Origin of the sequence: Mycolicibacter algericus DSM 45454 (assembly GCF_002086455.1) — a bacterium.
GTDB classification, from domain to species: domain Bacteria; phylum Actinomycetota; class Actinomycetes; order Mycobacteriales; family Mycobacteriaceae; genus Mycobacterium; species Mycobacterium algericum.
Window position 1 is genome coordinate 42,274 of sequence record NZ_MVHC01000002.1, and the last position, 13,989, is coordinate 56,262.

Annotated in this window: 14 protein-coding genes and 1 tRNA gene; 11 read left to right on the forward strand and 4 right to left on the reverse strand. The window is 68.8% G+C overall.

The annotated features are described in order from the left end of the window. Positions 1 to 40 precede the first annotated feature (40 nt). From BST10_RS02115 to BST10_RS02135, 5 genes are all read left to right on the forward strand, one after another. Entirely contained in the window at positions 41 to 724 is a 684-nt protein-coding gene (locus tag BST10_RS02115) for an HAD-IA family hydrolase (RefSeq protein WP_083036203.1), read from the forward strand. After that, positions 717 to 1,211, forward strand: coding sequence for a low molecular weight protein-tyrosine-phosphatase (locus BST10_RS02120; protein ID WP_083036204.1), 495 nt, complete (start codon positions 717 to 719; stop codon positions 1,209 to 1,211). The genes BST10_RS02115 and BST10_RS02120 overlap by 8 nt, the downstream gene beginning before the upstream one ends. Further along, positions 1,211 to 2,044, forward strand: a complete 834-nt coding sequence (locus BST10_RS02125) for an SURF1 family cytochrome oxidase biogenesis protein (protein WP_083036205.1) — start codon at positions 1,211 to 1,213, stop codon at positions 2,042 to 2,044. Before BST10_RS02120 ends, BST10_RS02125 begins: the two co-directional genes overlap by 1 nt. An 85-nt stretch (positions 2,045 to 2,129) precedes the next feature. Next, on the forward strand, positions 2,130 to 2,939 hold the full coding sequence (locus tag BST10_RS02130; protein WP_083036381.1) for an oxygenase MpaB family protein: 810 nt from the start codon (positions 2,130 to 2,132) through the stop codon (positions 2,937 to 2,939). Between the two features lie 29 nt (positions 2,940 to 2,968). Then, the gene (locus BST10_RS02135) at positions 2,969 to 3,832 is read left to right on the forward strand and encodes an LLM class F420-dependent oxidoreductase (protein ID WP_083036206.1); all 864 of its coding nucleotides are present in this window, start codon (positions 2,969 to 2,971) and stop codon (positions 3,830 to 3,832) included. Between the two features lie 13 nt (positions 3,833 to 3,845). On the opposite strand, the gene BST10_RS02140 is transcribed toward BST10_RS02135, so the two are convergent. From BST10_RS02140 to BST10_RS02155, 4 genes are all read right to left on the reverse strand, one after another. Continuing rightward, a tRNA-Val gene (locus BST10_RS02140) sits at positions 3,846 to 3,920 on the reverse strand. 123 nt (positions 3,921 to 4,043) lie between these two features. Then, complete coding sequence (locus tag BST10_RS02145; protein ID WP_083036207.1) at positions 4,044 to 4,505, reverse strand: peroxiredoxin; 462 nt, start codon at positions 4,503 to 4,505, stop codon at positions 4,044 to 4,046. Next, on the reverse strand, positions 4,505 to 4,927 hold the full coding sequence (locus tag BST10_RS02150) for a DUF3052 domain-containing protein (RefSeq protein WP_083036382.1): 423 nt from the start codon (positions 4,925 to 4,927) through the stop codon (positions 4,505 to 4,507). Before BST10_RS02150 ends, BST10_RS02145 begins: the two co-directional genes overlap by 1 nt. An 84-nt stretch (positions 4,928 to 5,011) precedes the next feature. Next, entirely contained in the window at positions 5,012 to 5,599 is a 588-nt protein-coding gene (locus tag BST10_RS02155; protein WP_371869094.1) for a hypothetical protein, read from the reverse strand. A gap of 188 nt (positions 5,600 to 5,787) precedes the next feature. Between BST10_RS02155 and aceE the strand changes: the two genes are divergently transcribed. From aceE to kasB, 6 genes are all read left to right on the forward strand, one after another. Next, positions 5,788 to 8,586 (forward strand): pyruvate dehydrogenase (acetyl-transferring), homodimeric type, encoded by a 2,799-nt coding sequence (aceE, locus tag BST10_RS02160; RefSeq protein ID WP_083036208.1) that lies wholly within the window; start codon positions 5,788 to 5,790, stop codon positions 8,584 to 8,586. Positions 8,587 to 8,625: 39 nt separating this feature from the next. Continuing rightward, a complete protein-coding gene (locus BST10_RS02165; RefSeq protein ID WP_083036209.1) occupies positions 8,626 to 9,942 on the forward strand; it encodes a PucR family transcriptional regulator in 1,317 nt (438 codons plus the stop codon). Between the two features lie 176 nt (positions 9,943 to 10,118). After that, entirely contained in the window at positions 10,119 to 11,042 is a 924-nt protein-coding gene (locus BST10_RS02170; RefSeq protein WP_083036210.1) for an ACP S-malonyltransferase, read from the forward strand. 83 nt (positions 11,043 to 11,125) lie between these two features. Next, complete coding sequence (acpM, locus tag BST10_RS02175; RefSeq protein ID WP_013828587.1) at positions 11,126 to 11,428, forward strand: meromycolate extension acyl carrier protein AcpM; 303 nt, start codon at positions 11,126 to 11,128, stop codon at positions 11,426 to 11,428. 2 nt (positions 11,429 to 11,430) lie between these two features. Beyond that, positions 11,431 to 12,684 carry a 3-oxoacyl-ACP synthase KasA gene (kasA, locus tag BST10_RS02180; RefSeq protein ID WP_083036211.1) on the forward strand — a complete coding sequence of 418 codons (1,254 nt, stop codon included), beginning with the start codon at positions 11,431 to 11,433 and terminating at the stop codon, positions 12,682 to 12,684. A gap of 33 nt (positions 12,685 to 12,717) precedes the next feature. Beyond that, positions 12,718 to 13,986 (forward strand): 3-oxoacyl-ACP synthase KasB, encoded by a 1,269-nt coding sequence (gene kasB, locus BST10_RS02185; RefSeq protein ID WP_083036212.1) that lies wholly within the window; start codon positions 12,718 to 12,720, stop codon positions 13,984 to 13,986. Positions 13,987 to 13,989: the final 3 nt, after the last annotated feature.

Below are 13,989 nucleotides of genomic sequence, written 5' to 3' on the forward strand. Positions count from 1 at the left end.
ACCCGGCGAGGCCGCCGCCCACATCGGGGACAATGGGGCCGTGACGCGCACTACCACTGCCGGCGCCGAACTGGTGATCTTCGACCTGGACGGCACTTTGACCGACTCCGCGGCCGGGATCGTGGCCAGCTTCCGGCACGCGCTGGACCACATCGGGGCCCCGGTGCCCGGCGGGGATCTCGCCCAGCGGATCGTCGGGCCGCCGATGCACCACACGCTGGCCGCGATGGGCCTCGGCGAGCAGACCGACGCGGCGATCGCCGCCTACCGCGCCGACTACACCAGCCGCGGCTGGCTGATGAACACCATGTTCGACGGTGTCGCGGCACTGCTGAGCGATCTGCGCGCCGCCGGGGTACGGCTGGCCGTGGCGACCTCCAAGGTCGAGCCGACCGCGCGCAAGATCCTGGCCCACTTCGGGCTCGCCGGGCACTTCGAGGTCGTTGCCGGCGCCAGCGTCGACGGCAGCCGGGCGGCGAAGTCCGACGTGCTGGCCCATGCGCTGCAGCAACTGGGGCCACTTCCGGCGCGGGTGCTCATGGTGGGCGACCGCCGTCACGACGTCGACGGCGCGGCCGCCCACGGCATCGACACCGTCCTGGTCGGCTGGGGATACGGGCAAGCCGACTATCAGGACGTCGCCGACTCCGGCGCTGACATCTCCGACGGTCCCGTTGCCCGGGTGCAGACCGTCGCCGAACTACGGGAGGTGCTCGGTGTCTGACCCGGCGCTGCATGTCACGTTCGTCTGCACCGGCAACATCTGCCGCTCGCCGATGGCCGAGAAGATGTTCGCTCACCAGCTCGCGCAACGCGGCCTGGGCGAGCTGGTACAGGTGAGTAGCGCCGGAACCGCCGACTGGCATGTCGGCAAGGGCGCCGACGAACGCACCAACCGGGTGCTGCGCGACAACGGCTATCCGGTGGAGCATTCCGCCGCCCACGTCGGTCCGCTCCATATGGCGGCCGATCTGGTGGTGGCGCTGGGCCGCAATCACGTCGGGCTGCTGCGGGGGCTGGGGATCCCGGCCGACCGGATCCGGATGCTGCGGTCCTTCGATCCGCGTTCGGGTGCGGCCGTGCCCGACGTCGACGACCCCTATTACGGCGGACACGACGACTTCGTGGATGCCTACACGGTCATCGCGGCCGCGTTGCCGGGCCTGCACGACTGGGTCGACGGACGGCTGGCGTCCCGCGAGGGCAGCTGATGCGGCGGCTGGCCTTCCTGCTGCGCCCGAGCTGGCTGGCCCTGGCGGTGGTGGTGCTGGCCTTCGCCTACCTGTGCTTCACCGTGCTGGCGCCGTGGCAGCTGGGCAAGAACACCACCACCACACGCGCCAACAGCCAACTGGAGCGGGCGCTGACCGCGGAACCGGTGCCGCTGACGACGGTGCTACCGCACCAGGATTCGTCGGCGCCCGATGAGCAGTGGCAGCCGGTGACCGCCACCGGCCGCTATCTTCCCGACGCGCAGGTGCTGGTGCGGCTGCGGCTGATCGAGGGCGTGCCGGCCTTCGAGGTACTGACACCGTTCGCGGTCGCCGGCGGGCCGACGGTGTTGGTCAACCGCGGCTACGTGCGCACCGATGACGGCGGCACGCGGATGCCGCAGATTCCGCCGCCGCCGGACGCGCAGGTCACCATCACCGCACGGCTGCGCGATTCGCAGGCGGTGATTCCGGGCAAGAATCCGTTCAGCGAGAACGGCTTCCGGCAGGTGTACTCGATCAACACCGAACAGGTCGCGGCGGTGACCGAGATTCCGCTGACCGGGTCCTACCTACAACTGGTCGACGACCAACCGGGCGGGCTGGGGTTGATCGCGCTACCGCGCCGCGATAACGGGCCGTTCCTGTCCTACGGCATCCAGTGGATCGCGTTCGGGATCCTCGCCCCGATCGGCCTGGGCTACTTCGCGTTCGCCGAACTGCGCGCACGGCGATCGGAGAGCTCCGTCACCGCCGACGGCGACGCCGACGAGCCGGCACCACCGATGACCGTCGAACAGAAACTCGCCGACCGGTACGGCCGGCGGCGCTGACCACCGCCCGCACGCACTCGGCGCGAGTGCGGCATACCGGCCACCGCATTCGGGCATACTCGCAGCCATGGAGCAGCGCCGAGCGATGAAGCGGCCCACGAAAGTCGCCGACCTGCTGAATCCCGCCTCACTGTTGATGCCGGCGGCGAACGTGATCATGCAGTTGTCGCTGCCGGGCGTCGGTTACGGCGTGCAGGAGAGCCGGGTGGACAGCGGCAACGTCTACAAGCACCCGTTCAAGCGGGCCCGCACCACCGGCACCTACCTGGCGGTGGCCACCATCGGCAGCGACGAAGACCGTGCGCTGTACCGCCAATGGGTGGACAGCGCGCACCGGCAGGTGCGTTCCACGCCCGAAAGCCCGGTGCGCTACAACGCGTTCGACCCCAAGCTGCAGCTATGGGTGGCGGCCTGCCTGTACCGCTACTTCGTCGAGCAGCACGAGTTCCTGCACGGCCCCCTCGACGACGCGGCCGCCGACGCGATCTACGCCGACGCCAAGAAGCTCGGCACCACGCTGCAGGTGCGCGACCAGATGTGGCCGGCCGACCGGGCGGCGTTCGACGAGTACTGGAAACGCTCGCTGGACGAACTGCGCATCGACCCGCCGGTGCGCGAGCACCTGCACGGCGTGGCCTCGATGGTGTTTTTGCCCTGGCCGCTGCGACTGGCCGGCCCACTGAACCTGTTCGCCACGACCGGCTTCCTGCCCGCCGAGTTCCGCCAGCTGATGCGGCTGGACTGGTCGGCCTCGCAGCAGCGCCGGTTCGAGTGGCTGCTGTCCGGGCTGCGGCTCGCCGACCGGTTGATCCCACAGCGGGTCTGGGTGCTGGGCTACCAGGCCTACCTGTGGGACATGCGTTTTCGGGCCCGCACCGGTATGCGCGTGGTCTAGCGTCGCCGGCGCTGTGCCATCCTGGGCTGATGGTCGACATCTCGGGTGTGGGGATCTGGAGTGCGCCGCTGCGCTACGGCGATCAGGGCGAGGCCGCCGAGGCGGCCGCCGAACTGGAGGAACTGGGCTTCGGCGCGCTGTGGATACCCGACGTCGGCGGTCCGGTGTTCGACTCGGTGGGCAACCTGCTGTCGGCCACCCGGCGGGCGGTCATCGCCACCGGCATCCTGAACCTGTGGATGCACACCCCGGCCGACGTCGCGGCGTCGTACGCATCGCTGACGGCGACCCACGGTGACCGCTTCCTGCTCGGGATCGGTGTCAGCCATGCACCGCTGATCGACGCCGGGGATCCCGGCCGCTACCGCCGGCCGCTGCGGGCGATGACCACCTTCCTGGACGGCCTCGACGCCGCGGACAACCCGGTACCCGCCGGATCCCGCGTGCTCGCGGCACTGGGCCCGAAGATGCTCGGGCTGGCCGCAGCGCGCAGCCGCGGCGCCCACCCCTACCTGACCACCCCGGAGCACACCCGGTTCGCCCGCGAACAGCTGGGATCCGGTCCGTTGCTGCTGCCCGAGCAGACCGCGATCCTGTGCGCCGACCGGGCCGAGGCGCGCGAGATCGGCACCAAGTGGCTGGGTTCCTACCTCGCGCTGCCCAACTACGCCAACAACCTGCTGCGTTCGGGCTTCACCGACGAGGACATCGCCTCGGTCAGCGATCGACTGTTCGACGCGATCATCGCCTGGGGCTCCGTGGAGGCCGTGACCGGCCGGATCGCCGAACATCGGGCCGCCGGGGCCGACCACGTCTGCGTGCAGCTGCTCGACGCCGACCCGCGCGCCTTCCCGCGGGACCACTGGCGCCGGCTGGCCGAAGCCGTGTGCTGAACTGCATCGATACTGGTGGGCGCGGACGGTATCGAACCGCCGACCGCTGGTGTGTAAAACCAGAGCTCTACCACTGAGCTACGCGCCCTGACCCGGGCAGGTTACCCGTACCGCTGCAAGACACCCAAACCGCCACGGCCCTCGGCGAGTGTGCGCAGAATTCCGGCCACACCGGCGTGTCGGTGTGCAAACGCGCCCGCTCGCGCCGGGGTTACCCCTGGAGGGCGGCCAGCGCGTCGACCCACAACTGCTGGTCGCGCGCTTCGCCGGGCGCCTTCATCTCGGCGAACCGGATGACGCCGGACTTGTCGATGACGAACGTGCCGCGGTTGGAGAATCCGGTGTCGGCGTTGAACACCCCGAACGCCTGGCTGACGGCGCCGTGCGGCCAGAAGTCGGAGAGCACCGGGAACAGGAATCCGCTCTGGGCCGCCCAGATCTTGTGGGTGGGCGGCGGGCCCACCGAGATGGCCAGCGCCACGCTGTCGTCGTTGACGTAGGTGGGCAGGTGATCACGCAACTGGTCCAGCTCGCCCTGGCAGATACCGGTGAAGGCCAGCGGGAAGAACACCAGCAGCACGTTCTTCTCACCGCGGAAGCCACTGAGGGTGACCTGTTGCTGGTCCTGGTCTTTGAGGGCGAAATCGGGTGCTGCGGTGCCGACTTCCAACATCAGCGCTTTCCCGTCCGTGACTTGGGTTGAACCAATCGACTGGCGCTCCAGTCGCCGAGATTGACCGACGAGGTCGGCATCAGCCCGGCGGTCGGCGCCGACTCGGCGATCTCGGCGGGGCGCACATGGCCGGACTTGCCGGTCTTGGGCGTCAGTACCCAGATCACGCCGTCATCGGCCAGCGCGGTGATCGCGTCCATCAGGGTGTCGACCAGATCGCCGTCGCCGTCGCGCCACCACAGCAGCACGACGTCGATCACCTCGTCGGTGTCCTCGTCAAGCAGTTCGCTACCGCAGGCCTCTTCGACGTCGGCACGGATGTCGTCGTCGGCGTCGTCGTCCCAGCCGAACTCCTGGACCAACTGGTTGCTCTGGATGCCCAATTTGCGGGCCAAGTTCGGGGCGTTATCCGCCGCGACCACCGTGTAACCTCCTTCGACCGTCACCGCGCCGTTTGTTGAGCATCATCGTTGCACAGCACGCCGCACGGCACGGGATCGATGGGCTCAGAAGGCGCGACACAGCTGCATCCCCTTCTCCCGTGCCCGGTTGAGCTCATCCTTGCGGGCGTTGTACACCGAAACAGGCGCCTTACTGGAAATCGCATTCGCCACGCCACGCGCGGCTTCGACGTAGGTGTTGAACGCGTCGGTGAGCTCACCCGACAGCTTTTCGTTGATGGCACCGGCCACTTCGTCGGCACTGTGGTTGAGCGCCTCGACCGCCGGCCCGGCGGTGCCGGGGATGTCCCCGCCGCTGTTGAACGCCTCGACGTACTTGTTCACGGTGTCGACGGCGTCGCTGCTGCTCGAGGCGAACCTGCCGCACGCGCCGCGCACCGCCTGGGTCGTCATGGATTGCTGACGCTGGGTCTCGCGGATGCTCGACGTCGCCTCCGAAGCCGACACCGATGCCGACACCGAGGAGCGGTAGGCCGGTGCCGCCGAGGTGTCCGCCTGCGGGTCCCCGCCGATGATGCTGGTGCAGCCGACGACGCCCATCGCCACCGCCGCGGTTCCCCCGGCCACCAGGGCGCCCACCCGGGCGTGTCCCCGCACCCGCCCACGCGGGACGGTCCGCCATCCGGTCAGCACAACCTCAGACGTTACCGCGTTGTCGCGAACAAGCCGAGATCAGCCCACCGCAGCCGACTCACCCACCGCCGGTCCCGGCCGCGGTGGGGCAGGATAGAAAAGAAGGGACCGACGAAGCGATCGATTTCCGTGTCGTGCCGGCCACAAGCCGACAGACACGTTTCACCTCCAAACCAAGGAGCAATGCGTTGACTACCGAGGCCGCGGACCAGGATCTGGCCAAGAAACCAAGCGGCACAAGCGAAACCGATCGGGTCCGAGTGATCCGGGAGGGCGTGGCGTCCTACCTTCCCGACATCGACCCGGAAGAGACCTCCGAGTGGCTGGAGTCCTTCGACGGACTGCTGGCCCGCTCCGGCCCGGCTCGCGCCCGCTACCTGATGCTGCGCCTGCTCGAACGCGCCGGCGAGCAGCGGGTGGCCATCCCGGCACTCACCTCGACCGACTACGTCAACACCATCCCGACCGAACTGGAGCCGTGGTTTCCCGGCGACGAGGACATCGAACGCCGCTACCGGGCGTGGATCCGCTGGAACGCCGCGGTCATGGTGCATCGCGCCCAGCGGCCCGGGGTCGGCGTCGGTGGTCACATCTCGACCTACGCATCGTCGGCCTCGCTCTACGAAGTCGGGTTCAACCACTTCTTCCGCGGCAAGGACCACCCCGGCGGCGGGGACCAGATCTTCATCCAGGGCCACGCCTCCCCCGGCATCTATGCGCGCGCGTTCCTGGAGGGCCGGCTGAGCACCCACCAGCTCGACGGCTTCCGGCAGGAGCACAGCCATCCCGACGGCGGCCTGCCGTCCTACCCGCACCCGCGGCTGATGCCGGACTTCTGGGAGTTCCCCACGGTGTCGATGGGGCTGGGCCCGATGAACGCCATCTACCAGGCGCGGTTCAACCACTACCTGCACGACCGGGGCATCAAGGACACCTCCGACCAGCACGTGTGGTGCTTTCTGGGCGACGGCGAGATGGACGAGCCGGAAAGCCGCGGGCTGCTGCACGTCGGCGCGCTGGAGGGCCTGGACAACCTGACCTTCGTGATCAACTGCAACCTGCAGCGCCTCGACGGCCCGGTGCGCGGCAACGGCAAGATCATCCAGGAGCTGGAGTCGTTCTTCCGCGGCGCGGGCTGGAACGTGATCAAGGTGGTGTGGGGCCGCGAGTGGGACGCACTGCTGCACGCCGACCGGGACGGCGCCCTGGTCAACCTGATGAACGTCACCCCCGACGGCGACTACCAGACCTACAAGGCCAACGACGGCGGCTATGTGCGGCAGCACTTCTTCGGCCGCGACCCACGCACCAAGGCGCTGGTCGAGAACCTGTCCGATCAGGACATCTGGCACCTCAAGCGCGGCGGGCATGACTACCGCAAGGTCTACGCCGCCTACCGCGCGGCCGTCGAGCACCAGGGTCAGCCGACGGTGATCCTGGCCAAGACCATCAAGGGCTACAGCCTCGGCAGCTACTTCGCCGGCCGCAACGCCACCCACCAGATGAAGAAGTTCCGCCCGCAAGACCTCAAGGACTTCCGCGACGAGATGCGAATCCCCATCTCCGACGCCGAGATCGAGGAGAACCCGTACCTGCCGCCGTACTACCACCCCGGCGAGGATGCACCGGAGATCCGCTACCTGCTCGACCGCCGCCGCGCCCTGGGCGGTTTCGTCCCGCAGCGCCGCACCCGGGCCCGCGCGCTGACCCTGCCGGGCCCCGAGGCGTACGCGGCGGTCAAGAAAGGGTCGGGGACCCAAGAGGTCGCCACCACCATGGCGACCGTGCGGGTGTTCAAAGAGTTGTTGCGCGACAAGGAAATAGGCACCCGCCTGGTCCCGATCATCCCCGACGAGGCCCGTACTTTCGGGATGGACTCCTGGTTCCCGTCGTTGAAGATCTACAACCGCAACGGGCAGCTCTACACCTCGGTCGACGCCGAGTTGATGCTGGCCTACAAGGAAAGCGAAGTCGGCCAGATCCTGCACGAGGGCATCAACGAGGCCGGCTCGACGGCGTCGTTCACCGCGGTCGGAACGTCGTACGCCACCCACGACGAGCCGATGATCCCGATCTACATCTTCTACTCGATGTTCGGCTTCCAGCGCACCGGCGACAGCCTCTGGGCCGCCGCCGATCAGATGGCGCGCGGTTTCATCCTCGGCGCCACCGCCGGACGCACCACGCTGACCGGTGAGGGCCTGCAGCACGCCGACGGGCACTCGCTGCTGCTGGCGGCCACCAACCCGGCGGTGGTCTCCTACGATCCCGCGTTCGCCTTCGAGGTCGCCCACATCATCGAAAGCGGTCTGCAGCGCATGTTCGGGGAGAACCCGGAGAACGTGTATTTCTACGTCACGCTCTACAACGAGCCCTATGTGCAGCCGGCCGAGCCCGACGGCTTCGACGCTGAAGACGTCGCCGGACTGCTGCGCGGGATCTACCGCTACCAGAAGGCCGCGGAGCCGAAGTCCCATGCCGCCCAGATCCTCGCCTCGGGGGTGTCGATGCCCGAGGCGCTGCGCGCCGCCGAGCTGCTGGCCGCCGACTGGGATGTGGCCGCCGACGTGTGGTCGGTGACCAGCTGGGGTGAGCTCAACCGCGACGGCGTGGCACTCGAGCGCGAGCGCCTGCGTCACCCCGAGCGCCCGACCGGCGAGCCGTACGTGACGCGGGCGCTCGCCGACGCCGCCGGCCCGGTCGTCGCGGTGTCGGACTGGATGCGCGCGGTACCCGAGCAGATCCGGCCCTGGGTGCCGGGCACCTTCGTCACGCTGGGCACCGACGGCTTCGGCTTCTCCGACACCCGGACCGCCGCGCGGCGCTACTTCAACACCGACGCGGAGTCGGTGGCCGTGGCGGTACTGGCCGCCTTGGCCCGCGACGGTGCCATCGACGCGTCGATCCCCGCGACCGCCGCCGACCGGTATCAGATCGACGATGTGATGGCCGCCCCGGAGCAGACGTCGGACTCGGGCGTGGCCTAGTTGTCGGGTCCCGCCAGAAAATTGGCGTAGCTTTTAGGGATGGCCGACAACAATGCGGGGCCGGTTCTGCCGAGGTCCACGCTTGATCTGCTGAGCGCTGTCCCGGACACCCTGCTGCGCAGGCTGAAGCACTACTCGGGCCGACTGGCCACCGAGGCGGTCTCAGCGATGGGCGACCGGTTGCCGTTCTTCGCCGACCTGGAGGCGTCCCAGCGCGCCAGCGTCGCCCTGGTGGTGCAGGCCGCGGTGGTCAACTTCGCCGAGTGGATGCACGACCCGCACGGCAATGTCGGCCACACGGCGCAGGCGTTCGAGTTGGTCCCCCAGGACCTGACCCGGCACATCGCGCTGCGCCACACCGTGGACATGGTGCGGGTGACCATGGAGTTCTTCGAAGAGGTCGTGCCGATGCTGGCCCGCTCCGAGGAGCAGGTGACCGCGCTGACGGTGGGCATCCTCAAGTACAGCCGCGACCTGGCCTTCACCGCCGCCTCCGCCTACGCCGACGCCGCCGAGGCCCGTGGCACCTGGGATTCCCGGATGGAAGCCAGCGTGGTCGACGCCGTGGTGCGCGGTGACACCGGGCCGGAGTTGCTGAGCCGCGCAGCGGCGCTGAACTGGGACACCAACGCCCCGGCCACGGTCGTGGTGGGCACCGCGCCGCCCGGCCCGGACGCGTTCTCCGGCCAAAAGGCCAGCCAGGATGTCCGCGACGTCGCCGAGCGCCACGGCCGCGCCGCCCTGACCGACGTGCACGGCACGTGGCTGGTGGCGATCGTGTCCGGCCCGCTGTCGCCGACCCAGAAATTCCTCGCGGATCTGCTCGCCGCGTTCTCCGACGGGCCGGTGGTGATCGGCCCGACCGCCCCGAGCCTGACCGCGGCCTACCACAGCGCCAGCGAGGCGATCTCGGGCATGAACGCCGTGATCGGCTGGACCGGGGCGCCGCGGCCGGTGCTGGCCCGCGAACTGCTGCCCGAGCGCGCCCTGATCGGGGACGCATCGGCGATCGCGGCCCTGCACACCGACGTGATGCGGCCGCTGGCCGAGGCCGGACCGTCACTGACCGAGACGCTGGACGCTTATCTGGACTGCGGCGGGGCGATCGAGGCCTGCTCCCGGAAGTTGTTCGTTCATCCAAATACCGTCCGCTACCGACTCAAGCGGATCGCCGACTTCACCGGACGCGATCCCACCCAGCCGCGCGACGCCTACGTGCTGCGGGTCGCAGCCACGGTGGGCCGGCTGGCCAATCAGGCGCAGCACGCCAGCTTCAGCAGCGCACAGGTGACCTATGCCACCACGACCATGCCCCCGACGCCCGGCCCCGGACTCGACGAACATCACGTCGGGTGAGAGCCGGCGCGGTCCGGCGGAGCCGAGGCGGCGCCGTCGACGCGGCAGTTGTCGCAGGACGGTATCGAACATGTCGCATCGGATGACCGTTTTGTAGGACCTCCACAAAAACATAAGACAATGTTCATAATCTAGGACATCCTGCAAAACCCGCTTCACAATGTTCTCTTAAAGACGTGATTGCGTTGCTCGCTCCCGGACAGGGATCGCAGACCCCCGGCATGTTGTCGCCGTGGCTGGAGCTGGCCGATTCCGGTGACGTCCGGGCCCAGTTGGCCGCCTGGTCAGAGATCAGCGGCCTGGACCTGGTCGCGCTGGGCACCACCGCGACCGCCGAGGAGATCACCGACACGGCGGTCACCCAACCGCTGGTGGTGGCGGCGACCCTGCTGGCCCACGGCGAACTGGCCAAGCGCAACGACGGCTCGCTGACCAGCGGTGACGTCGTGGTGGCCGGTCACTCCGTCGGCGAGATCGCCGCGTACGCCATCGCCGGCGTGATCTCCCCCGACGACGCCGTCATGCTGGCCGCCACCCGCGGCCGCGAGATGGCCAAGGCCTGCGCGCTCGAGCCGACCGGCATGGCGGCCGTGCTGGGCGGCGACGAAGCCGAGGTGCTGACCCGTCTCGAGCAGCTCGACCTGACCCCGGCCAACCGCAACGCCGCCGGGCAGATCGTGGCCGCCGGCCCGCTGACCGCACTGGACAAGCTCGCCGAGGACCCGCCCGCCAAGGCCCGGGTGCGTAAGCTGGCTACCGCGGGGGCCTTCCACACGCAGTACATGGCCCCGGCGCTGGAGGCCTACTCCGCGGCGGCGGCTCGGGTCACCACGAACGAGCCCACCGCCACCCTGTTGTCCAACCGCGACGGGCAACCGGTGGCCACGGCGGCCGCGGCGATGGACCAGCTGGTCGCGCAGCTGACCCGGCCGGTGCGCTGGGACCTGTGCACCGCGACGCTCCGCGCCCGGGCAGTCACGGCGATCGTGGAGTTCCCGCCCGCGGGAACGCTCGCCGGGATCGCCAAACGTGAACTTCGGGGGACCCCGACGCACGCCGTCAAGTCCCCCGCGGATCTGGACGGGCTCCCCGAGTTCTAACGCCCGATTCCAAACTGCACAACCAGATACACCCAGTTATCAAGCCGCACACCCCGTGCGGAACCAACCGAAGGGAACACACTGTGCCTGCCAGTCAGGAAGAAATCATCGCCGGTCTCGCCGAGATCATCGAAGAGGTGACCGGTATCGAGCCGTCTGAGGTCACCGTCGAGAAGTCGTTCGTCGACGACCTGGACATCGACTCGCTGTCGATGGTGGAGATCGCCGTCCAGACCGAGGACAAGTACGGCGTGAAGATCCCCGACGAAGACCTCGCCGGTCTGCGCACCGTCGGCGACGTGGTCGGCTACATCCAGAAGCTGGAGGCCGAGAACCCCGAGGCCGCCGCCGCACTGCGCGAGAAGTTCGGTTCAGAGAGCAACTGACCGTGTCTTCCAAGCCTTCTACGGCCAACGGCGGTTACCCCAGTGTGGTGGTAACCGCCGTTGAGGCCACCACATCGATCGGTGCGGACATCGAGAGCACGTGGAAAGGCCTGTTGGCCGGCGAAAGCGGAATCCACGTCCTCGAAGACGAGTTCGTCACCAAGTGGGACCTGCCGGTCCGGATCGGCGGGCATCTCAAAGACCCGGTCGACGACCACATGGGCCGGTTGGACCTGCGGCGCATGTCGTACGTCCAGCGGATGGCCAAGCTGCTCAGCGGCCGACTCTGGGAGAACGCCGGCACCCCGGAGGTGGACCCGGACCGGTTCACCGTGGTGATCGGCACCGGCCTGGGCGGCGGCGAGAAGATCGTCGAGACCTATGACCTGATGAATGAGGGCGGCCCCCGCAAGGTGTCGCCGCTGGCCGTTCAGATGATCATGCCCAACGGCGCCGCCGCGGTGGTCGGGCTGCAGCTCGGCGCCCGCGCTGGGGTCATCACCCCGGTGTCGGCCTGTTCGTCGGGTTCGGAGGCGATCGCGCACGCGTGGCGTCAGATCGTCATGGGCGACGCGGACTTCGCCGTGTGCGGCGGGGTCGAAGGCGGCATCGAGGCGTTGCCGATCGCGACATTCTCGATGATGCGCGCGATGTCGACCCGCAACGATGACCCCGAGGGCGCCTCACGGCCGTTCGACAAGGACCGGGACGGCTTCGTGTTCGGCGAGGCCGGCGCGATGATGATCATCGAGACCGAGGAGCACGCCAAGGCTCGCGGCGCCAAGCCGCTGGCCCGGCTGATGGGCGCCGGTATCACCTCCGACGCCTACCACATGGTGGCGCCCGGACCCGACGGCAAGCGGGCCGGCCGGGCGATGACGCGGTCGCTGGAGTTGGCGGGCCTGTCCGCCAAGGACGTCGACCACATCAACGCGCACGGGACGGCCACCCCGATCGGTGACACCGCTGAGGCGAACGCGATCCGGGAAGCCGGCTGCCAGCACGCCGCGGTGTACGCACCCAAGTCGGCGCTCGGCCACTCCATCGGAGCGGTCGGCGCGCTGGAATCGGTGCTGACGGTGCTCTCGTTGCGCGACGGGGTCATCCCGCCGACGCTGAACTACGAGACCCCGGACCCCGAGATCGACCTCGACGTCGTCGCCGGCGAGCCCCGCTACGGCGACTACAAGTACGCCATCAACAACTCATTCGGTTTCGGTGGGCACAACGTCGCGCTCGCCTTCGGGCGGTACTGACACCAGTATCCGGGGAGGGAAGTTCGCAACAGCATGTCAACGCTGACCACAGGGAACGGTTTTCCCAACGTTGTCGTCACCGGGTTTGCATTGACGACCGCTCTGGCCGCCGACGCCGACACCACATGGAAGAAGCTGCTCGACGGCCAGAGCGGTATCCGTACGCTCGAAGACGACTTCGTCACCAAGTACGACCTGCCGGTCCGCATCGGCGGGCACATGGTCGAGACACCGGCGTCCTTCGAGACCACCTTGACCAAGGTCGAGTCTCGTCGGTTGTCCTACCTGCAGAAGGTGGCGCTGGTCCTGGGCCGGCGGGCGTGGGAGGACGCCGGCTCACCCGAGGTCGACACCCGGCGTCTGATGGTGTCGGTGGGCACGGGGCTTGGCTCCACCGAGGAGTTGGTCTTCGCCTACGACGACATGCGCGAGCGCGGGCTCAAGGCGGTCTCCCCGCTGACCGTGCAGAAGTACATGCCCAACGCCGCGGGCGCGGCCATCGGCTTGGACCTCAAAGCCAAGGCCGGGGTGCTGACCTCGATCTCGGCGTGTGCATCCGGCGCCGAGGGCATCGCCCGCGCCTGGCAGCAGATCGTGCTCGGTGAGGCCGACATCGCGATCTGCGGCGGTGTGGAGCAGCGCATCGAGGCGGTGCCGATCGCCGGCTTCGCCCAGATGCGCATCGTGATGTCGACCAACAACGACGACCCGGCCGGTGCGTGCCGTCCGTTCGACCGGGACCGCGACGGGTTCGTCTTCGGTGAGGCCGGCGCCTTGATGGTGATCGAGACCGAGGAGCACGCCAAGGCGCGCGGAGCGAACATCATCGCCCGCATCATGGGCGGAGCGGTCACCTCCGACGGCTACCACATCGTGGCCCCGGATCCCAACGGCGAACAGGCCGGCTACGCGATGACCCGGGCGATCCAGTTGGCCGGGCTCACCGCGGGCGACATCGACCACGTCAACGCGCACGCCACCGCGACCACCGTCGGTGACGTCGCCGAGAGCCACGCGATCGACAATGCCCTGGGCAAGGGTGGCGGCAACGCGGCGGTGTACGCGCCCAAGTCCGCGCTCGGGCACTCCGTCGGGGCGGCCGGCGCGGCCGAGTCCATCCTGACCGTGCTGGCCCTGCGCGACCAGATCATTCCGCCGACGCTCAACCTGAAGAATCTCGACCCGGAGATCGACCTGGACGTGGTCTTCGGCGAACCCCGACCCGGTAACTACCAGTACGCGATCAACAACTCATTCGGATTCGGCGGGCACAACGTGGCGCTCGTCTTCGGCCGGTACTGATCG